This window comes from Stenotrophomonas sp. STEN018, from assembly GCF_056760235.1.
Genome location: NZ_JBRREK010000017.1, coordinates 1 through 21,948 on the forward strand (window position 1 = coordinate 1; position 21,948 = coordinate 21,948).

The window sequence follows — 21,948 nt, forward strand, 5'->3', positions numbered from 1 at the left end:
ATGCTCGGCAGAGGCTTTACCGGTAACGCCCCAGCCGAGCATGGCTCGGCACTACAGGTATCGTTCGCCACCTGCAGCAACGCCTTTGCAGCATCCCGGGGCGATAATGGGCGCCTGCCCATTGTCGTCGAGGATTCCATGCGCCCATCCCTGCTGACCGCTCTGCTGCTGGCCTGCGCGCCATTCGCCGCCAGTGCCTCCTGCGTCAACGGAGCGGTATTCCTCGACAGCAACGGCAATGGCCAACAAGACGCCGGCGAGAAGCCGCTGGCAGGCATCCGTGTCTCCGATGGCGAGCATATCGTCAGCACCGGCAAGGACGGCCGCTACCAGCTGCCAGCATCCAGCCAGCCCAACATCTTCATCATCAAGCCTGCCGGTTACAGTGCCGCCAAACGTGCAGATGGCCTGCCGGATATCTGGCGGCCACAGGCAGGCGAGGGTGACGCGCAGTGCCGCCCGTTCGCACTGAAGCCGGAAAAGAACGCGCCCAGCAGCTTCCAGGCCCTGTTGCTGGCCGACAGCCAGACCAGCACCGCGCTGGACGTCGGCTACTTCGAGCGCGACATCATCGAGCCGCTGCGTGGCAAGCATCAGGCACGTCTGGGCATGACCCTGGGCGACATCACCAATGACGACCCCAGCCTCTACCCGGCGCTGACCAGGGCGGTCACCTCGCTCGGCGTGCCGTGGCTGCACGTCCCCGGAAACCACGACATGGACCTTGGCGCGAGCAGCGACGCCGACTCGCTGGCCAGCTTCCATCGCCAGCTCGGCCCGGACACCTACGCCTGGGAAGAGGCCTCGATGGTGTTCATCGGCATGGACGACATCATCGCCCAGCCCGGCCAGAAGCCGGCTTATGTCGGCGGCCTGCGTGAGGATCAGTTCGCCTTCCTTGAGGCCTACTTGCCGACCATCCCGAAGGACAAGCTGGTGGTACTGGGCTTCCATATCCCGCTGTTCGACCACGTCTATCGTGCTGGAGACCGTGCGCGCCTGTTCAAGTTGCTGGAACAGGTGCCGCACCCGCTGATCGTCAGTGGCCACACCCACAACCAGAGCCAGGTGTTCTGGGGAGCCGAGCAGGGTTGGAACGGTGTCAAGCCGCTGCACGAATACAACGTCGGCGCCGCGTGTGGTGCGTTCTGGTCGGGGGTGAAGGATGCGCAGGGCATTCCCGATACCACCATGGCCGACGGTACCCCGAACGGCTACGGCCTGCTCAATGTCCGTCCGCAAGGCCAGTACAGCGTTGAATACCGTGTTGCCCGAGCGCCGGCCGATCAACAGATCGCCTTGCATGCGCCGAAGGTGCTGCGGCAAGGCGCGTATCCGGCCTGGGGCATCTACGCCAATGTGTTCATGGGCTACGACGGCCTGCCGGTGGAATTCCGCGTCGACGGCGGCGAATGGCAGCTGATGAAGCAGGTCAAGCAGGCGGATCCGCGCTTGTTGGTGGAGAACATTGCCGACGATCTTGCCGGTGAGTTGCGTGGCTATGACCGTTCGCCTGAAGCCGTGCCATCCAGCCATCTGTGGCGTGCTGCATTGCCGACCAAATTGGCCGAAGGTGAGCACGCGGTCGAGGTGCGCACCACGTTGAATGGTGTGGAATACCGCAGCCAGGCCAGCTACAGGCTGCAGACCGCACAGCCGTAACAGCAAGGGCAGTTGTGGAGCGGCGTGAGCCGCGAAGCAGGTGATGCGTCCCGGCAGGAAATCTCCGGAATCTGATGATGTGCGAGCTTCGCGGCTTACGCCGCTCCCACAAGCCGGTGTACCCGCGGCCGGGGCCTTTGTAGGAGCGGCGTGAGCCGCGAAGCAGACAGTACTTCGCTGTCAGGAATTTCCGCAATCTGACAATGCGCCAGCTTCGCGGCTTACGCCGCTCCTACAAACGACAAAAAGAGGCCTCCCTGTTTCCAGGGAGGCCTCTTTGTATCAATGTGAAGCGATCTCAGGCTTCCGGCTTGGCGTCCCGCAGTTCGCGGCGCAGGATCTTGCCGACGTTGGTCTTGGGCAGCTCCTTGCGGAACTCGACGATGCGCGGGTGCTTGTAGCCGGTCAGGTTGGCGCGGGCGAATTCCTTCACCTGCTCCTCGGTGAGGTTGGGGTCCTTCTTGACGATGACCACCTTCACCACTTCGCCCGACTTCTCGTTGGGGGCACCAACGGCAGCCACTTCCAGAATGCCCGGCATCATTGCCAACACGTCTTCGATTTCATTCGGGTAGACGTTGAAGCCGGACACCAGAATCATGTCCTTCTTGCGATCGACGATGTAGAAGAAACCGTTCTCGTCCATGCGCGCCATGTCGCCGGTATGCAACCAGCCATCGGCGTCCATGACCTTGTCGGTTTCATCCTGACGGTGCCAGTAGCCCTTCATCACCTGCGGGCCACGGACGCACAGTTCGCCGACTTCGCCCGTCGGTACCATCTGCCCATCGTCGGTCTTGACGCAGGCTTCGGTGGACGGGATCGGCAGGCCGATGGCGCCGTTGTATTCCTTCAGATCCAGCGGGTTGATACAGGCAGCCGGTGAAGTTTCGGTCAGGCCGTAGGCTTCCACCAGGGTGACGCCGGTGACCTTCTTCCACTTGTCGGCCACGGCGCGCTGTACCGCCATGCCGCCACCGAGGGCGAACTTCAGATTGGAGAAGTCGACTTCGTCGAAGCCTTCGGTGTTGAGCAGGCCGTTGAACAGCGTGTTGACACCGGTGATGGCAGTGAAACGGTTGTTCTTCAGCTCCTTGATGAAGCCCTTCATGTCACGCGGATTGGTGATCAGGTAGTTCAAACCGCCGAGCTTCATGAAGACCAGGCCGTTCGCCGTCAACGCGAAGATGTGGTACAGCGGGAGCGCGGTGATGATCACTTCTTCGCCCGGCTTGACGCCCGAGGCGCTGATCCAGGCCGAGGCCTGCTGCATGTTGGCGATCAGGTTGCGGTGGGTCAGCATCGCACCCTTGGCTACACCGGTGGTGCCGCCGGTGTACTGCAGGAAGGCGATGTCGTCATGGTCGACCTCGACCACCGGCATGCTGTGGCGCTTGCCCAGCTTCAGCGCATCCTTGAAGCGGATGGCCTTGGGCAGGTCGTAATCCGGCACCATCTTCTTAACGTACTTAAGCACGAAGTTGACGATGGGGCCCTTGGGGAAGCCGAGCATGTCGCCCAGGCCGGTGGTGATGACCTGCTTGACCTGCGTATCGGCGATGACCTGTTGCACGGTATCGCCGAAGTTGTCGACGACCAGCAACACCGAGACACCGGCATCGACCAGCTGGTGCTTGAGCTCGCGTGCGGTGTACAGCGGGTTGACGTTCACCACGGTCAGGCCAGCGCGCAGGATGCCGAAGATGGCGATCGGGTACTGCAGGCAGTTGGGCATCATGATCGCAACGCGATCGCCCTTTTTCAGCTGCAGCTCGCCGAGCAGGTAGGCGGCGAACTGGGTAACCAGAACGTCCGCTTCGCCATAGGTCAGGACCTTGCCGAAGTTGGAATACGCCGGGCGATCACGGAACTTGGCAACCGAGGCATTGAAGACATCGGCGACGGAGTGGAATTCGTTGACGTCGATTTCAGCCGGTACACCAGCCGGGTAGCTCTGCAGCCAAGGACGTTCTTGCGTCATCTTCCCCTCCAGGAAATGGAATGATCTAGTTATCAGGCCCGATCATCGGGCACCGGCGTTATTGTTGCCAGCATACCGTTCCGAATTGAAAAGGCGAAGGGATAGATGATGCGATCAGTCTTCAACTGCATGCTTTGTGCGGCGATCATGCTTTTGCTGGCCGCTTGTGGCCGGGAACCACCGGAGCAACGCCTGCGCGAAAGTTTTGCTGCAATGCAAAAAAGCGTGGAGGCCGGCAAGCCCGGTGGCTTCATGGATGCGGTGGCCGAAGACTTCGTTGGCAACGAAGGTTTGGATCGTGCTGGGATGGATCGATTGCTGCGCGGACAGTTGCTGCTCAACGCCAAGGTTGGCATCCAAACCGGGCCGTTGCGGGTGGAGATGGGCGAGGGCGGAACCGCGACGGTGCGCTTCACTGTACTGCTGACTGGTGGCGGCCAAGGGCTGCTGCCCGAGCGCGGGCAGATGCAGGAAGTGGTTACCGGCTGGCGCGAGCAGGATGGTGAGTGGCAGGTGTACAGCGCGGATTGGGAGCCGGTGGGTGGGGAAGGCTGACCTGCTGGGTTTGCTGGAAGGTTGAAGATTTTGAAGCTCTAGAGCGTAAAGGCACCCCTCCCCAGCCCTCCCCTTGGCTGCGCCAAAGGGAGGGAGGCAAGCGAGGGCTGCTGCTCTGCCCCCTCCCTTTGGCGCAGCCAAGGGGAGGGTTGGGGAGGGGTGCTCTTGCTTCGGCTGCAAAACGTCAGTCAAAAAGAACGCCCCAAAAGGGGCGTTCTTTCCACTCAACAATCAACGCAGCAAATCAAGCAGCCTTCTTGCTCGCCAGCTGCCGCAATACATACTGCAGCAAGCCACCATTGCGGAAGTACTCCACTTCCTTCGGCGTCAGCAGCAGCACTTTGGCGGTGAAGCTCTTCTTGCTGCCATCAGCCTTGGTCGCGGTAACCGTGGCGGTCTTGGCCTTGCCATCCTCCAGGCCGGTCACATCAAACACTTCCGAGCCATCCAGTCCCAGCGTCTGCGCGTTCTCGCCGTCGTGGAACTGCAATGGCAGCACGCCCATGCCAACCAGGTTGGAACGGTGGATGCGCTCGAAGCTCTCGGCGATCACCGCTTTTACGCCCAGCAGGTTTGTGCCCTTGGCCGCCCAGTCGCGCGAGGAGCCGGTGCCGTATTCCTTGCCGGCCAGCACCACCAGCGGCACGCCGTCCGCCTTGTACTTCATTGCCGCGTCGTAGATGGCCAGCTTCTCGCCGGTGTTGCTGCCCGGTGCGTAGTACAGCGTGTTGCCGCCTTCTTCACCGCCGAACACCAGGTTCTTGATGCGGATGTTGGCGAAGGTGCCACGCACCATCACGTCATCATTGCCGCGGCGGCTGCCGTAGCTGTTGAAGTCGGCCGGCTGCACGCCACGCGACTGCAGGAAGCGGCCGGCTGGTGAGTCCTTCTTGATGTTGCCGGCCGGGGAGATATGGTCGGTGGTGATCGAGTCACCAAACAGGCCCATCACCCGTGCGCCATGGATGTCGCTGATGCTGCCGACCTGCATGGTCATGCCATCGAAGTAGGGCGGATTCTTGATATACGTCGAATCGCTGTTCCATTCGTAGGCTTGGCCCTCCGGTGATTCGATCTGCGCCCAGCGGGTGTCGCCCTTGAATACGTCGGCGTAGTTCTGCTTGAACATCTCCGGGCCGACAGTGGCGGCGATGGTGTCACCGATTTCCTTGTTGCTCGGCCAGATGTCGCGCAGATAGACGTCCTGGCCATCGCTGCCCTTGCCCAGCGGCTCCTTGCTCAGGTCGATGCGCACGGTGCCGGCAATGGCATAAGCGACCACCAATGGCGGCGAAGCCAGGTAGTTGGCCTTCACTTCCGGATGCACGCGGCCCTCGAAGTTGCGGTTGCCCGACAGCACCGAGGCTACAACCAGGTCGCCTGCAGCAATGCCCGCGCTGACTTCAGTAGGCAGCGGGCCGGAGTTGCCGATGCAGGTGGTGCAGCCGTAACCGACCACGAAGAAGCCGAGCTTCTCCAGTTCGGTCAGCACGCCGGCCTTTTCCAGATAGTCGGTGACCACGCGCGAGCCCGGTCCAAGCGAGGTCTTTACCCATGGCTTGGCCTTGAGCCCGACCCGTGCGGCGTTGCGCGCGAGCAGGCCGGCGCCCAGCATCACCGCCGGGTTGGAGGTGTTGGTGCAGGAGGTGATGGCGGCGATGACCACCGCGCCATCCTTCAGTCGCATCGCTTGTTGGTTGATCACGATGTCGGCATGGCCTTTGGCCAGCTGCTCGTTGCCAACTGCGGCACCGCCGCCTTCGTTGATGAAGTCTGCAACGTCGCCATTGCGCTGTTCGCGGTGGCTGGTGAGGCCCTTCAGCGCCTCGCTGAAGTTGCTGTGCACGTCTTCCAGTAGCACGCGATCCTGTGGACGCTTTGGACCGGCCATCGACGGCTTGACGTCGGCCATGTCCAGCTCCAGCGTGGCGCTGTACTGCGCATGCGGGCTGTTGGCGTCGTGCCACAGGCCCTGTGCCTTTGCGTAGGCTTCGACTAGGTTGATCTGCGCATCGCTGCGGCCGGACAGACGCAGGTAGTTCAGCGACTCCGCATCGATCGGGAAGATGCCGCAGGTGGCGCCGTATTCCGGCGCCATGTTGGCGATGGTGGCGCGGTCGGCCAGCGGCAGGTGCTGCAGCCCTTCGCCGTAGAACTCGACGAACTTGCCGACCACGCCGAGCTTGCGCAGCATCTGGGTGACTGTCAGCACCAGGTCGGTGGCGGTGGTGCCTTCAGGCAGCTTGCCGGTCAGCTTGAAGCCGACCACCTGCGGGATCAGCATCGACGAGGGCTGGCCCAACATCGCCGCCTCGGCCTCGATACCGCCGACACCCCAGCCCAGCACGCCGATGCCATTGATCATGGTGGTGTGCGAGTCGGTACCGAATACGGTATCCGGGAAGGCCCAGTTGCTGCCGTCGATCTGCCGTTCCATCACCACGCGGGCGAGGTTTTCCAGGTTGACCTGGTGGACGATGCCGGTGTTCGGCGGCACCACCTTGAAGTTCTCGAAGGCTTTCTGGCCCCAGCGCAGGAAGCTGTAGCGTTCCTGGTTGCGCTCGAATTCGATCTTGCCGTTGAGGTCCAGTGCGTCCGGGCGGCCGAATACATCGACCTGTACCGAGTGATCGATGACCAGCTCTGAGGGAATCAGCGGGTTGATCTGCTCGGCATTGCCGCCGAGCTTGGTGACTGCATCGCGCATCGCGGCGAGGTCGACAACGCAGGGTACGCCGGTGAAGTCCTGCAGCACCACACGCGCCGGCATGAAGGCGATTTCGGTATCGGGCTCGGCCTTGGGGTTCCAGCGGGCGACGGCTTCGATGTGGTCCGGGCCGACGGTCTGGCCGCCGTCCTCGTGCCGGAGCAGGTTCTCCAGCAGGATCTTCATCGAGTAGGGAAGGTGGGAGATGTCGAACTTCTGACCGAGCTTGGGAAGGCTGCAGTAGGTGTACTGCTGGCCGCCAACCTCCAGTTGGCTACGGGTGGAGAATGTATCGCTCATACCGCTGACTCCTCTTAGTACAGATGGCTTGCGGCGGCGCCGGGGCGCTGCGCGGGCTTTTCAGAGCCAAGGGCTCTGTCTATGAATGCCAGTCCGAGTATGGACGAAGCACCCTGCATTCGGTTCATGTTTGCTGGCACCAGTTTAGGCAACGGCTTGTTGCGCGCATGTAACGGTTCCGAGGCGCGAGAGTGTGCGCACAGCGCACAGCGCGCTGCACGCTGCACCTGTAGTGCCGAGCCACGCTCGGCAGGGGCGTTACCAGCAGATCCCAGTCGAACAAGGGAATCGGGTCTGTAGGGGCGGCGTAAGCCGCGAAGCCACTGCACCGTCGGCCGGCAAAGAGCTACCCCTCCCCAGCCCTCCCCTTGGCTACGCCAAAGGGAGGGGGTGTAGCGCCGAGCCATGCCCGGCTTAGGCCTTCGCGGTAGAGCCGCTGCCGAGCATGGCGCGGCACTACACGCGTGGCCGGGTTTTGGGTATGTCGGCCGAAGTATGTATAATTCGTACATACTTCATTGGAGGTCCCATGGAAGCCACCGTAGCCGAACGCGGGCAGATCACCTTGCCCAAGGCCGTACGTGATGCGCTGGGCCTGACCAAGGGCACCCAGCTCAAGGTTGAGCTGGATGGCAGCCGTATCATCCTGCGCAAGAGCGTGGACGATGCCATCTCGCGCGCCCGCGGCAAGTTCGCTCTGGACGGGTTTGAGTCGGCCGAGCAGGCCGTGCGTACCGTCCGTGACGAGACCGGCGAGGCATGATGATCGCCGTCGATTCTCCTGTCCTGATCGAACTGCTCAGCGACGGCCCGCGTGCCGACGCAGTGGAAGCCTGCCTGCGGCAGGCGCTGGTCGGCGGCCGGGTGGTCATCTGCGGGACAACCCTGGCCGAGATCTGCGCATCACTGCGCGGCGGCGCCGAGGTGCAGGGCGCGCTGGAAGAAATGGGCGTCCATTTCAATCCGCTGGAAGCCAAATCCGCGCTGCGTGCCGGCGAGATGCATCGCCGCCACCGCCAGCGCAGCGGCGACAATCGCCGCATCGACGATTTCATGATCGGCGCCCACGCACTGCTGCAGTGCGACGGCCTGATCACCTGGAACGACACGTTTTATCGCGACTACTTCAAGGGCCTGAAGCTGATCGTGCCGCAAGCCTGAGAGCCCATCCATTCTTTAACCGTTACACCCGGGAGTTGTCATGTTGGAAGCCTACCGCCACCACGTAGCTGAGCGCGCCGCGCTTGGCATCCCGCCGTTGCCGCTCACTGCACAGCAGACGGCCGACGTCATCGAGCTGCTGAAGAACCCGCCGGCTGGCGAAGCCGAGTTCCTGGTCGATCTGATCACCAACCGCGTGCCGGCCGGTGTCGATGACGCGGCCAAGGTCAAGGCCTCGTACCTGGCCGCCATCGCCTTCGGCAGCGAGAAGAACGCGCTGATCAGCCGTGCGCGCGCCACCGAACTGCTGGGCACCATGCTCGGCGGCTATAACGTCGCGCCGCTGATCCAGCTGCTGGACGACGCCGAAGTCGGCGCCATCGCCGCTGAAGGCCTGAAGCACACCTTGCTGGTGTTCGATGCATTCCACGACGTGCAGGAAAAGGCCAAGGCCGGCAACGCCAATGCACAGGGCGTGCTGCAGAGCTGGGCCGATGCTGAGTGGTTCACCAGCAAGCCGGAAGTGCCGCAGAGCCTGACCATCACCGTGTTCAAGGTGCCGGGCGAAACCAACACCGACGACCTGTCGCCGGCACCGGACGCCACCACCCGTCCTGACATCCCGCTGCACGCCTTGGCGATGCTGAAGAACAAGCGTCCCGACGCGCCGTTCGTGCCGGAAGAAGACGGCAAGCGTGGTCCGATCCAGGAAATCCTGTCGCTGAAGGACAAGGGCCATCTGGTTGCCTACGTCGGCGACGTGGTCGGTACCGGCTCCAGCCGCAAGTCCGCCACCAACTCGGTGCTGTGGTTCACCGGTGAAGACATTCCCTTCATTCCGAACAAGCGTTTCGGCGGCGTGTGCCTGGGTTCCAAGATCGCCCCGATCTTCTACAACACCATGGAAGACGCCGGCGCACTGCCGATCGAGCTGGACGTGTCGCAGATGGAGCACGGCGATGTCGTCGAGCTGCGTCCGTACGACGGCAAGGCACTGAAGAACGGCGAAGTCATCGCCGAATTCCAGGTCAAGAGCGAAGTGCTGTTCGACGAAGTGCGCGCCGGTGGCCGTATTCCGTTGATCATCGGCCGCGGCCTGACCGCCAAGGCGCGTGAAGCGCTGGGTCTGCCGGTCACCGATCTGTTCCGCCTGCCGGTGCAGCCGGCCGATACCGGCAAGGGTTACTCGCTGGCGCAGAAGATGGTTGGCCGCGCCTGTGGCCTGCCGGAAGGGAAGGGCATGCGCCCGGGCACCTACTGCGAACCGAAGATGACCTCGGTGGGCTCGCAGGACACCACCGGTCCGATGACCCGTGACGAGCTGAAGGACCTGGCTTGCCTGGGCTTCTCGGCCGACCTGGTGATGCAGTCGTTCTGCCACACCGCTGCCTACCCGAAGCCGGTGGACGTCAAGACCCACCACACCCTGCCGGAGTTCATCTCCACCCGTGGCGGCGTCTCGCTGCGTCCGGGCGACGGCGTGATCCACAGCTGGCTCAACCGCATGCTGCTGCCGGACACCGTCGGTACCGGTGGTGACTCGCACACCCGTTTCCCGGTCGGCATCTCGTTCCCGGCCGGTTCCGGCCTGGTCGCCTTCGCCGCTGCTACCGGCGTCATGCCGCTGGACATGCCGGAGTCGGTGCTGGTGCGCTTCAAGGGCAAGATGCAGCCGGGCGTGACCCTGCGTGACCTGGTCAACGCGATTCCGCTGTACGCGATCAAGTCCGGTCTGCTGACCGTGGCCAAGGCTGGCAAGAAGAACATCTTCTCCGGCCGCATCCTGGAAATCGAAGGTCTGCCGGATCTGAAGGTCGAGCAGGCGTTCGAACTGTCCGATGCCTCGGCTGAGCGTTCGGCCGCTGGTTGCTCGGTGCACCTGAACAAGGAGCCGATCATCGAGTACCTCACCAGCAACATCACCCTGCTGAAGTGGATGATTGCCGAGGGTTACCAGGACGCCCGTTCGCTGGCCCGCCGCATCGAGAAGATGGAAGCATGGCTGGCCAACCCGGAGCTGCTGCAGGGTGATGCCGACGCTGAGTACGCCGCCGTCATCGAGATCGACCTGGCCGACATCCACGAGCCGATCGTGGCCTGCCCGAACGACCCGGACGACGTGAAGACCCTGTCCGAAGTTGCTGGTGCCAAGATCGACGAAGTGTTCATCGGTTCGTGCATGACCAACATCGGTCACTTCCGTGCTGCTGCCAAGCTGCTGGAAGGCAAGCGCGACATCCCGACCCGTCTGTGGGTTGCACCGCCGACCAAGATGGACGCTTCCGAGCTGACCAAGGAAGGCGTGTACGGCACCTTCGGCGCCGCTGGCGCACGTATGGAAATGCCGGGCTGCTCGCTGTGCATGGGCAACCAGGCGCAGATCCGCGAAGGCTCCACCGCGATGTCGACTTCGACCCGTAACTTCCCGAATCGTCTGGGCCGCAACACCAACGTGTACCTGGGTTCGGCCGAACTGGCTGCGATCTGCTCGCGTCTGGGCCGCATCCCGACCAAGGAAGAGTACATGGCCGACGTTGGTGTGCTGGATTCGGCAGGCAGCGAGATCTACCGCTACATGAACTTCGACCAGATCAGCGATTACAAGGACGTGGCCGATTCGGTCAACGCCTGAGTTGTAGCTGAGTAGTACAGGTTGAACGAGAACCCCGGCGCAAGCCGGGGTTTTTCGTTGCCTGTGAATGCCGGCGTTTGTTGTTGTGGGAGCGGCGTGAGCCGCGAAGCTGATGCGTTGCCAGATTGCAGGATGTGCGGCGTTTCGATGGTCCCGGCTTCGCGGCTTACGCTGCTCCTACAAAATGCTGGGCTGCGTTCGCTCTTGTGGGAGCGGCGTAAGCCGCGAAGCTCCAGTATTCTCAGATTGCAGGATGTGCGGCTTTTCGTTGATCCTGGCTTCGCGGCTTATGCAGCTCCCACAAATGCAAATACCTTGCGTGGCCCGGGCAAGCACAGCGCGGCTGGGAGGTACCGTTCTTGGCGGAAAGTACCTGGGGAGCCCCAGCCGCGCTGCGCTTGCCCGGACCACGCAAGGTGGCACCGGCATTCAATGATCAACGTTGCAGCAATTACCGCTCGCGGAATGCTTCGCGTGCCTTCAGTACGGGTTTGAGCAGATACTCCAGTACGGTCTTCTCACCGGTACGGATTTCCACCGAGGCGATCATGCCCGGGATGATCGGGAGCTCTTTGCCACCGGCTTCCAGAGCGCTCTTGTCGGTGAGCACGGTAACCCGATAATAGGTGCTGTCCGGGCGACCAGCGCCGCCTTTCTCTTCGTCCTTCAAGGTATCTGGACTGATCAGCTCCACCGTGCCGTTCAGGCCACCGTAGATGCCGTAATCATAGGCAGTGATTTTCACCGTTGCCGGCAGGCCGGGCCGCAGGAAGGCGACATCGGACGGGCGGATCTTGCCTTCCACCAGTAGCTGGTCTTCCAGTGGAACGATCTCCAGGATGTGCTCGCCGGGCTGGATGACGCCACCCACGGTATTGACCCGTACGTTCTTTACCGTGCCGCGTACGGGCGCGGTGATGGTGGTGCGCTCAACCACGTCGGCACGGCCGACAAGGTTCTCGCTGGTCTGCGAAAGCTCCATTTCCAGCTTGACCAACTCAGAGTTGGCATCGGAACGGTAACGGTTGCGGCGTTCAACAATCTGCGAGCGGATGTCGTTGGCCTGCCTGCGCATGCGTAGCAGTTCCACATCCGATAGCAGACCCTTGGCAGCCAGCGGCTGGGCAAGGTTGATCTCACGCATGGAAAGCGCATAGCTTTGTTCAAGCGAGGCCACGCCTTCCTCGAGAGCACGACGACGCGCGTTGAACGCCCTGGTCTCGCTGGCAACTTCATCTTCAAACTCACGCACCTGGTCATCGAATACCAGTGCTTCGCCATAGGCTTCGGCGCGAAGACGGACGATCGTGGCCTTGAGCGAGATGACCTTGCTCAAGGCTTCCCGGTAGCTGGCATTGGCGCGGGTAGGGTCAATCTTAAGCAGCACCTGGCCACTCTCGACGACATCACCTTCGTGCACCGACATTTCTGCCAGGATGCCGCCTTCCAGACTCTGGATGACCTGCTCGCGGCTCTTGGAGACGATCTTGGCTTCGCCCTTGGTGATCTCCTCAACACGGGCAAAGTGCGCCCAGGTGATGCCGACCACCATGACCAGCAGCACCATGTAGGTGACGATCCGCGAGCCCGGTGTGGTCTGGGCAAGCAGTGATTCGGAGACATCGTCCATGAAGGCCGCGTCGGCGGCGCTGATGGATGCTGCTTCTTTCTTGGATTTCTTCCAAGGGAACATCACTGAGCCTCCTGCTGTTGCGGTCTGGTTTGGCGCACACGCGTGGGTGCGGACTGAATGGTTGGTGCGGGCGGGGATGTGGAGGCATCGCCGTTTGCAGCTGCGCGGGCAGCCGCGGCTGCAACAGCAGCTGGGCCAGGGGGAGTTGCAACGGCAGTTCCCGGCGCACCGGTGGGTGCCGGTGCCGCAGTTGCCGCCCGAGCCTCGCCATTGGCGTTTGCACCCAGGGCGGTGAGCACGTTGGCCTTGGGGCCATCTGCGACGACGCGGCCGTTGTCCATCACGATCACCCGGTCCACCAGGTTGAGCAGGGAGGGGCGGTGGGTGACCACCACCAGCGTCTGGCCCTGCGTTGCACGATGCAGATGCTCAAGGAACTGTGCTTCGGTCTGTGCGTCCATCGCACTGGTGGGCTCATCCATCAGCAACAGGCGCGGGCGGGCAAGCAGGGTACGGGCCAGCGAAATCAGCTGGCGCTGACCGCCGGACACACCATCACCGTTCTCGCCGATGGGCAGATTGACGCCGCGCGGATGCGAAGCAGCAAACTGGTCCAGGCCGGTCAGGCGCAGCACACGCACAAACTCATCAACGCTGGCATCCGGGCAACCCAGCATCACGTTCTCACGCAGGGTGCCGTGGAACAGACGTGCTTCCTGGTTGACGAAACCAACCGCCTTGCGCCAATCGGCGGGGTCGATCTGGTTGACGTCCAGGCCATCGGTGAAAATCTGCCCCTCTGTCGGTGAGTACAGGCGCGACATCACCCGCAGCAGGGTCGACTTGCCGCTGCCAATGCGGCCCAGAATGGCGATGCGCTCACCCGGTGCGACGGACAGGTTGATATCCGACAGCACCGGCGGATTGGGCTGCATCGGTGGTGCCGGGTAAGCGAAGCCGATCTTTTTCAGCGCAATCTGGCCGCTGAGATTCGGTACCGGCAGGTAATCCTGCTCCGGATCGCGGTCCTGCGGCATTGCCATCAGCTTGTTCAGCGATTCCAGTGCAGCCTTTGCCTGCTGGAAGCGTACGGCAAGACCAATCACCTGACCCAGCGGTGCGGTTGCGCGGCCGGCCAGCATCACGGTGCCGATCAGGGCGCCCATGCTGAGCGTGCCGGCGGTGATCAGATAGACACCAGTGATGACCAGCACCACCGTCTGCAGCTGCTGCAGCAGGGTAACAGTACCTGTGGCAATGCTGGACAGGCGCCGCGACTTCATCGACGTCGCCGATTGCAAGGCACTGAAGTGCTGCCAGCGACGCTGCATGTTGGCGGTACCGCCGGTGGATTTCAGCGTCTCCATGCCCTCGATGGATTCGATCAGCACGCCTTGCTTGAGCGAGGATTCACGCAGGTTCTCCTTCATCACCCGGGCCAGTGGCCACTGGATGCTGACCGAGATGATGATGATCAACGGCAGGATCATCAGTGGGATCCAACCCAGTGGGCCACCAATGGCAAAGATCACGCCGACGAACATCAGCACGAAGGGCAGGTCGGAGATGGCTGCCAAGGTTGCTGAGGTGGCGAAGTCGCGGACCGACTCGAACTCACGCAGCTGGTTGGCGAAACTGCCGGACGAGGCCGGCTTGTGCTCCATCTTCACCGACAATGCCTGCCGGAACAGCATGGCGCCCAGCACCAGGTCGGCCTTCTTTGCGGCAACGTCCAACAGATGTGCACGCACAAAGCGGATGACCGCTTCGAACACCATGGCGATGATCACGCCGATGCCCAACGACCACAGCGTAACGAAGGCCTGGTTGGGCACCACGCGGTCATAGACGTTCATGGTGAAGAAGATGCTCGCCAATGCCAGCACGTTCGCCAGCACCGCGGCAATGGCGGCACTACGGTAGTAGCGGCGGTAGCGCCACAGGGTGCTGAACAGCCAGTGTCCCTTGGCCTGCGGCAGCGCCTCGCCAGCGCGGTTGTCCACATGGGCGCGTGGCTTCACCAGAATGGCGTGGCCGGAATACATTGCGTCCAGGTCTTCGTGCGACAGATCCACCGGCTCTGCTGAAACTTCCGGAAGAATCACCGAGAAGCGCAGATGGCGCTTGTTCTCTTCGTCGCGCACTTCGCGGCGTTCGAGCAGGATGCAGCCGCCTTGACCCTTGCGCAGCAGTATGATAGGCATCACCTGCGCAGGCAGCTGCGCCAGCACCCGCTTGATCACGCCGCCGGTCAGGCCAACATTGCTCAGTGCCTTCAGTGCAAGTGAAGGGGATAGCGTGCCAGTCCACGGCAAACCAGCAACCAGTGCGGCGGGGCTGCGACTCATGTCGTAGTGGTCACACATCCAGGACACGCTTTGCAGCAGCGTGTCTTCGATGCTGGTCTGGTCTTTTGTCATCGCAATGGCTTCGTCAGCCGGTGCAGTTTGGTTGGTCATGGCAGTTCCAGATTGAGCCGCCTGCAACGGCAGGTGGGTTTTTATCCGGGAGTGCAAAGTGCCAACTGCTCCCGACGAGGAGCGGAAGTCTGGGGTCGGCCGGGGGAATGGCGAATAGGATTCGTCCCAAATATGTCGTGTTTGTTTTGGTTTTGCCTTTAATGCCGCCGTTTATGCCTTATGCGGCGCAGAAATGCCCGTCAAGCCGTACAGGGGTTTTGGAAGCGCAAGCTGCGCTGGTGCCGGGTAGCCGGGGCAGATCCTGCTGCGGGGCTGGCGAATCGAGTTTGGTGCGTGCAGACGAATCCATGATTTTCGCTGTTCCCGGGAAAACATAGATGGCAACAGTACGCGTGGTTCGAGTTGGCTTCCACGGCGCTTCCGATCTTTAAGACTATCCCTATGTAAGGTCGCGGGCCTGATGCCTACTGTTATCACATATGAAACCAGTTGCCATTAGCGCAGCGGGTGGCGCCAGTGCGCCTTCCGCAGAGACGTCGCGTCTGGCTGGGTGGAGTGGAGTAGGTGGCGAGTCCCTTTCCGGTTCCCTGAGTGGAACCTCGAGAGCTCGTTGGCCAAGCATCGTGACGCGTAGGGAAATTCTTTTCAGATAGCGGCCAGCCATGCCGGATCGAGAAATTTCCACCAAATCAACAATAACGAGTGAACTGTAATGACGGCAATGGTATCGGTAGTGAGCGGCGGCGCTGTGGTGAATTCCCAGCAGCTCGCGGATGCGAAGAGCGGCAAGGCGGTACGTATCAGCGCGGTCAACGGCGCGCGTTATGTGCTGGCGGAAATGAGCGGCAGCGTTGCTGCGGGCGATATCGCGGTCAAGCGTGTCGGCAAGAATCTGATCATTGAGCAGAACGTTGACGGCGCTGAGCCGGCGTCGCTGATCATCGAAGATTTCTACGGCAGCGAAGGGCAGCTGGTTGGCCTGGGCGCCGATGGTGAGTACCTGGAGTACCTGGCCGCTACCGAAAACGGCGCTACCGATGCGGCGGCAATGGGCGATGGCGCCGCATCGCTGCTTACCTTGGCCGCTGGCCAGCCTGCAGCCATGCCGAGCAGCTTCCAGTTTGCAGAAGGCGGCTCGTCGGTGTTCAGTGGCGCACTGGCCGGTGTGGCAGCGGTTGCCGGTGGCTTTGCGTTGAGCAACAACAATAGCGGCGGCAGCAAGGCGCAGCCTGCGCCGGTCGCTAGTGGCTTCATGCTGGAGGATCAGGCTGCAGGGGCTTCGGTGGTCGAGCCGTCGCCGAGCGCCGTTGAGCCACCCGCATCGGCCGTGGCAGATGAGGTCATCGGCGCGGAACCTGAGCGGTCGCTGCCGAACGATGCCGCTATCAATGATGTGGCTATCAATGCCGACGTTGTGGGCGTAGTTGCTGAAGCTGGCGACGCGGCACTTGACGAGAATGTTGTTCCCGAATCTTCGGTTGTTGCAGAAAACAACCTTGATGTCGAGCTTGCACCTGAAGCAGGCGACAGCAAGAATCGGGTTCGTCCCAGCTCCATGTTGACGGACGGTGCAGTCAAGGCCGCCGGCGCAGTCGCAGCCTACTCCATGGATGCGGTGCCCGTCATTGATGCCATCGTCGACAACTACGGCGTGATCCAGGGCGTTATTGAAAATGGCGGCTACACCGACGATGGCTACCCGACCATCATCGGCAGGGCCGAGCCCGGCGTTAAGGTGCACGTCTATCTTGGTATATACCAGCAGGGTTTCACCGTCGCTGACGCCAATGGCCAGTGGTCATTCAAACCAACGTCCCCGTTCACCACCGGTACGCATACGATCACCATCATTCACGAGTATCCGAACACCGATATCAGTGAAGTGTCCGCACCGTACGTGATCACGGTAGACAAGATCGCCCCGGGTATTCCGCAGATCATCGGCATCCTGGACGATGAAGGCCGTATCACCGGTGCAATCACCGACCAGACCATCACCGATGACAATCGCCCGACCATCACCGGTACGGCGGAAGCCAATGCCAAGCTGATCGTCTATGACAAGGGCAAGGAGATCGGCAGCACCACGGTTGGTGCTGACGGCACGTGGAGCTTCACCCCGGAGGCGCCATTGGCTGATGGCCTGCATATGCTGAGCTACTCGGCAATGGATCGTGCCGGCAACAGCGGTCAGCAGACGGCTGTTACCGAGTTCTTTGTCGATACGCGCCCAGAGAAGGTCAATATTTACCTGGCCGATGACAACGAGGGTAGCATCCAGGGCGAGATGTTCAATGGCAGTGTGACTGATGACAGTACGCCGACGCTGATTGGCAGTGCCACTGCCGGCGGTATCGTCAAGATCTACGAAGGCAACGTTCTGCTGGGCGAGACTATCGCCGACGTCGATGGTACTTGGCAGTTCACCGCGCCGGCATTGAGTGAGGGCGCGCACAGCTTCCACGCCACGGTAACTTTGGTCGCCAAGGGCGAGAGCAATCGCAGCAAGCCGTTCACCCTGAACGTGGACACCGCGCCGCCGGCAAAACCCACCATAGACCAGGTGTTGGACAACGTGGGCGCAGTGCAAGGCCCACTGCAAGACGGCCAAGGCACCGATGACAACACTCCTACTCTGGTGGGCAAAGCCGAAGCCGGCAGCACGGTGAAAATTCACAATGGAAATGATTTGCTTGCCAGCGTGGTGGCCGACGCCAGCGGCAACTGGAGCTTCACTCCAAACGCTTCGCTGAACGACGGCAATTACATCTTCACAGTGATCGCGACGGACAGGGCCGGAAATGCGAGTGTGCCCTCGGACCCGTTCGAGATCACCATCGACACTCTGGCACCAGCCAAGCCGACCATCGATAGCGTGATCGACGATGTCGGGGCTCAGACGGGCGCGATCGCCAATGGCGGCACGACCGATGATGCGCGCCCAGAGATCAGCGGCAGGGCAGAGGCCGGCAGCACCGTGATCATCAAGGACGATGGCGCGGAAATCGGCCGCACGCAAGCCAATTCGGAAGGTGAGTGGACGTTCGTTCCGTCCAAGGGCTTTGTGGACGGTGACCACAAATTGACCGTGGAAGCCGTGGATGCGATGGGCCACATCAGCGAACCGTCCGACCGCTTCGACTTCACTGTCGACACTTATCTTCCAACCGCGATCGTCACGCAGGTGGGCAAGGACAGTGGCTTTGACGGTAAGGACTTCCTGACCAATGACGGCTCCGCCGGACGCCTTATCAAGGGCGTGCTCAGCGATGTGCTGAAGGGCGACCAGAGGATCGAGATCTCCACGGACGGTGGAAAGACATGGTCCGGCGTTGTGATGCGTGATGACCTCGGCTGGATGTTCGTCGATTTCGGCAGTCACGCTGAGAGCTGGGAAGTTCTCACCCGGGTCGCCTCGGACACCGGCTTGACCGGCGAGGCCACGTCGCAGCGGGTGAACATGGACGTTGTGGCTCCGGGGGCACCGACCGCCGTCGCGGTCCATGGTGCTGTCGTGACCGTGACTTTCGAATCGGCCGAAGTAGCTGCGGGAGATCGGATTTACCTCAACCAGGGAACCAGCTACTTCGAGTACCGATTGACCGCGGCTGATGTGGTTGCGGGAACGGCGACGATCACACCCGGATTCCAAGCCTCCAGCCTGACGAAGGCTGCCATCGTCGACCAGGCCGGGAATATCTCGAAGTTCCGGACCACCCTCTCCGAGGGGACGGTTCGCGAGGATTTCTCGAATACCACCGACACGAAGGTCTATACGACGGGCCAGACGCTCGTGCTGGATTCTATGAACGTGAAGGTCCTCCAGGGTCAGACCTTCATTGACAACTACGACGATACTATTGGGTATGGAGAAGGGAATCGCCTCTATTTTGGTTACAGCGGAAAGAGTGGCGATCGTCTTGAGATTTCTTTCGAAGGGGCGTCGAAAGTTACGTTCACAACAGACTACGTCCACGATCCCGCGACGTACGCGTTCTATGACATTCACGGAAATCTTCTCAAGACGCAAAGCTTTGGAGGTGCGCCGGGGGGCTATCGCGTGACCTACACCGCTGACCCGGGCATTCTCATTGGGTCGGTGGTTGCGTACACGACCGAATGGGGCTTTCTCGACAACTTCGAGTTCACCCGATCCGGAGGATCTTCGGTGCTGACCGAGGATGCCCAGACAAAGTATGTGGACAACTCGCGCTTCAGCTACCAGGGCGATGGGCGCGACGAGACGTTTGTGGTTTCGGGCGCTTCCACCAATTCGGCGGCAAGCATCAATGGTAATGGCGGTATCGACACCCTGAGGCTTGTCGGCACGGGGCAGGTCCTGGATATGAAGTTGTGGGGCGACCGGATCAAGTCCATCGAGATCATTGACATGACCCAGGGCTCCAACAATGTCCTCAAGCTGTCCCTGGCGGAGGTCCTGGAGAACGGCGCCGTCAACGGTTTCGTCAGCGACGGCCGTGTACAGATGAAAGTGATGGGCAACGCCGGCGACGTCGTCGAACTGGGCGATGCGCTGGACGGTGCGGGCCTGGGCTTGTGGATCATGCAGGGGCAGGTGACGCTCCAGGGTGTGGTCTATGACGTCTATCAGCACAATGGCCTCCAGGCGGAAATCTTCGTGAAGTCCGGTGTGACGGTGAACATCGGCCTGGGGACCGGTGTCATCGTCGACAGCGTGGGCGGGCACAGCGCCGGCTCGGGCCTGGAGATTAGGGATGGCGCAGCAGGCCAGGTCGTGCTTGGAAAACTCAGTGGCGCACTGGCTTCCGGGATGTACCTGCAAGTCTCGGTCGACGATGGCCAGACCTGGCAGAACGCCGTGGTGCACGGGAAGGGCTGGGCCTTCATCGACACATCGAGCCATGCCGGAAGCTGGACGATCCAGACGCGGATCAGCGATGGTGTGAACCACGTCGTTTCGCCGGTGACGCAGGCCGTGACCCTGGTCGAAGGCCCCGCCGCGCCGACCATCGTGAGCATCCCGGAAGCCGCGAACATCTACACCGCCACGCTGGCGCAGAACGGCTCGGAGATGACGGTTTCGCTCGCGGGCACTGGGGCCAAGGTGGGCGACAAGGTGCACATCCAGTGGGGCACCAGCACCTACGACCAAGTTCTGACGCAGGTGAACATCACCACCGGGTCCGTCACGCTCAACGTGCCGGCGGCAGTGACCTACTCGACGGCCAGCTACAACTACGACTTTGTGGTGACCGCGCAGATCGTCGGCCAGGACGGCGCGATCGGTCCGGCCTCCAAGCCGTACGATGTGGTGGGCACCTACACCCGGGCGCTGGTGAGCGACAACCTGCAACTGGCCCCGGCGAACAACGTGTACACCGGCAGCGGCGTCACGGTGACGACGACGGGCACGATGGCCAAGACGACCCAGACCGCGAACAGCGCGGCGGGCCTGACCTTGAGCGACAGCCTGCAGGCCAATGCGATGTTCACGCTGACCAAACCGGCTGACCAGATCACGCTACGCCTTAGCGGCGCCGACAACGCGCTGGGTGCGAAGATCCGCGTGTACGACGTCAACGGCAACCTGATGCACGAGCAGACGGTTTTCGGCGATGCAACGGCGTACCACTTGTCGACTTTCAGCTGGACCAAGACCGGGCTGATGGATATAGGCTCGTTCACGGTGACGGCGATGAGCGCCAAGGTTACGCTGGATATGTTCAGCCAATACGTAGTGACGCACACCAAGGACACGCGCGATGCGAACCTGATCGATGTGCTTGCCGAGACCTTCTACGGCTCAGGCGGCAGTGACGTGGTGTCAATGTCGCAGTATGCGCAGACCTACTTCGCCCAGGCGACGGCAGCCGTTCACGGCGGCAGCGGCATCGACACACTCAAGCTCTTAGGCGCAGGCCATGCGCTCAACCTGACGACGGCGGGCAGCAAGATCAGCTCGATGGAAGTCATCGACCTCACCGGCAGTGGCAACAACGTGCTGACACTGAATCTGTCGGACGTGTTGCGCAACGGTGGTATCGATTTGTTCTACACCGGTGACAAGAGTCGTGTGCAGATGATGATCACGGGTAACGCCGGAGACAGCGTCAACTTGAGCGACCTGATGACCGGCGGTGTCGATCACGGTGACTGGGTGCTGAAGCCGGTGATCGTGATCGATGGTGTGAACTACAACTCGTACCAGCATTCGTCGCTGGCTGTGGAACTGCTTGTGAAGAAGGCGCTGACCGTCACGGTGACGAACTCGAAGTTGGTAGGGGTTGAGAATGCGCTTGGAACGGAGGGGGGTGCTCATCTGCTGGAAAGTGCTGGAGCGGACCTGTTTGCCTCCGACACGCATGCGCTTGCTGCTGCGGCCGGACAGGAATATGTCAGCTACCAGCAACACAGCTATTCTTCGGAGGTGCTGAGTCTGCAGGAGATCAGGCTGGAAGCTTATTGATCCGACTTGCGGTTGTGCTGGGAGTTTCCGCCATAATCATATTTCATGGTTCTTCTCCCCTCAGGTGCGAGAAGAACCTGTTCTGTACGAATAGATCGCGCATTCTTTCCGAAGTTACCGTCGGTGAAAACAGTTTTGCTGCAGCCTATTTACAAGGGCCGGCATGAGAATTAGCTGGCCCAGGCTGTGCGAACGGCGGCATCGGTAGTGAATCTTGCTGGGAATATATTTCCACTTTTTCTTGCTTCCTGTGCGTCTTGCGTACGTTCTAGTCACAGCCTTACAGGCAACGTCGGGATGCACTTTGCCGCGAAATTTTGTTCGACTGCAGGATATACATCGCTGAAGTATGTCGATCGTTTGTTAGTCATCGTTTCATGTGGTGCGGATATGCGTGGCAGATATTCAAGGATTTCCGTGTGCGAGAGGCGCAAGTTTTTTCTGGCGGT

Annotated in this window: 10 protein-coding genes; 6 read left to right on the forward strand and 4 right to left on the reverse strand. The window is 61.5% G+C overall.

Annotation, left to right across the window (positions count from 1 at the left end; genetic code table 11):
• The first annotated feature begins 138 nt into the window (after positions 1-138).
• Positions 139-1,662 carry a calcineurin-like phosphoesterase C-terminal domain-containing protein gene (locus tag ACVOMB_RS08615; RefSeq protein ID WP_481530826.1) on the forward strand — a complete coding sequence of 508 codons (1,524 nt, stop codon included), beginning with the start codon at positions 139-141 and terminating at the stop codon, positions 1,660-1,662.
• A 298-nt stretch (positions 1,663-1,960) separates the two neighbouring features.
• Here the strand turns inward: ACVOMB_RS08615 and ACVOMB_RS08620 are convergent, their stop codons facing one another.
• The gene (locus ACVOMB_RS08620; protein WP_481530785.1) at positions 1,961-3,643 is read right to left on the reverse strand and encodes a long-chain fatty acid--CoA ligase; all 1,683 of its coding nucleotides are present in this window, start codon (positions 3,641-3,643) and stop codon (positions 1,961-1,963) included.
• Positions 3,644-3,856: 213 nt separating this feature from the next.
• Between ACVOMB_RS08620 and ACVOMB_RS08625 the strand changes: the two genes are divergently transcribed.
• On the forward strand, positions 3,857-4,198 hold the full coding sequence (locus tag ACVOMB_RS08625) for a hypothetical protein (protein WP_481530786.1): 342 nt from the start codon (positions 3,857-3,859) through the stop codon (positions 4,196-4,198).
• Between the two features lie 244 nt (positions 4,199-4,442).
• Here the strand turns inward: ACVOMB_RS08625 and acnA are convergent, their stop codons facing one another.
• Entirely contained in the window at positions 4,443-7,205 is a 2,763-nt protein-coding gene (gene acnA / locus ACVOMB_RS08630) for an aconitate hydratase AcnA (RefSeq protein ID WP_481530787.1), read from the reverse strand.
• Positions 7,206-7,734: 529 nt separating this feature from the next.
• Between acnA and ACVOMB_RS08635 the strand changes: the two genes are divergently transcribed.
• From ACVOMB_RS08635 to acnB, 3 genes are read left to right on the forward strand one after another with little or no spacing between them, the layout of a single operon-like run.
• Positions 7,735-7,968, forward strand: coding sequence for an AbrB/MazE/SpoVT family DNA-binding domain-containing protein (locus tag ACVOMB_RS08635; RefSeq protein WP_481530788.1), 234 nt, complete (start codon positions 7,735-7,737; stop codon positions 7,966-7,968).
• Positions 7,968-8,366, forward strand: coding sequence for a type II toxin-antitoxin system VapC family toxin (locus ACVOMB_RS08640; RefSeq protein WP_481530827.1), 399 nt, complete (start codon positions 7,968-7,970; stop codon positions 8,364-8,366). The genes ACVOMB_RS08635 and ACVOMB_RS08640 overlap by 1 nt, the downstream gene beginning before the upstream one ends.
• Positions 8,367-8,406: 40 nt before the next feature.
• The gene (acnB, locus tag ACVOMB_RS08645; protein WP_481530789.1) at positions 8,407-10,998 is read left to right on the forward strand and encodes a bifunctional aconitate hydratase 2/2-methylisocitrate dehydratase; all 2,592 of its coding nucleotides are present in this window, start codon (positions 8,407-8,409) and stop codon (positions 10,996-10,998) included.
• Positions 10,999-11,449: 451 nt separating this feature from the next.
• On the opposite strand, the gene ACVOMB_RS08650 is transcribed toward acnB, so the two are convergent.
• Together ACVOMB_RS08650 and ACVOMB_RS08655 are read right to left on the reverse strand one after the other, a co-directional pair.
• On the reverse strand, positions 11,450-12,691 hold the full coding sequence (locus ACVOMB_RS08650) for an HlyD family type I secretion periplasmic adaptor subunit (RefSeq protein WP_481530790.1): 1,242 nt from the start codon (positions 12,689-12,691) through the stop codon (positions 11,450-11,452).
• Positions 12,691-15,090 (reverse strand): type I secretion system permease/ATPase, encoded by a 2,400-nt coding sequence (locus ACVOMB_RS08655; RefSeq protein ID WP_481530791.1) that lies wholly within the window; start codon positions 15,088-15,090, stop codon positions 12,691-12,693. The genes ACVOMB_RS08650 and ACVOMB_RS08655 overlap by 1 nt, the downstream gene beginning before the upstream one ends.
• Positions 15,091-15,763: 673 nt before the next feature.
• Between ACVOMB_RS08655 and ACVOMB_RS08660 the strand changes: the two genes are divergently transcribed.
• Entirely contained in the window at positions 15,764-21,499 is a 5,736-nt protein-coding gene (locus ACVOMB_RS08660; RefSeq protein ID WP_481530792.1) for an Ig-like domain-containing protein, read from the forward strand.
• Positions 21,500-21,948: the final 449 nt, after the last annotated feature.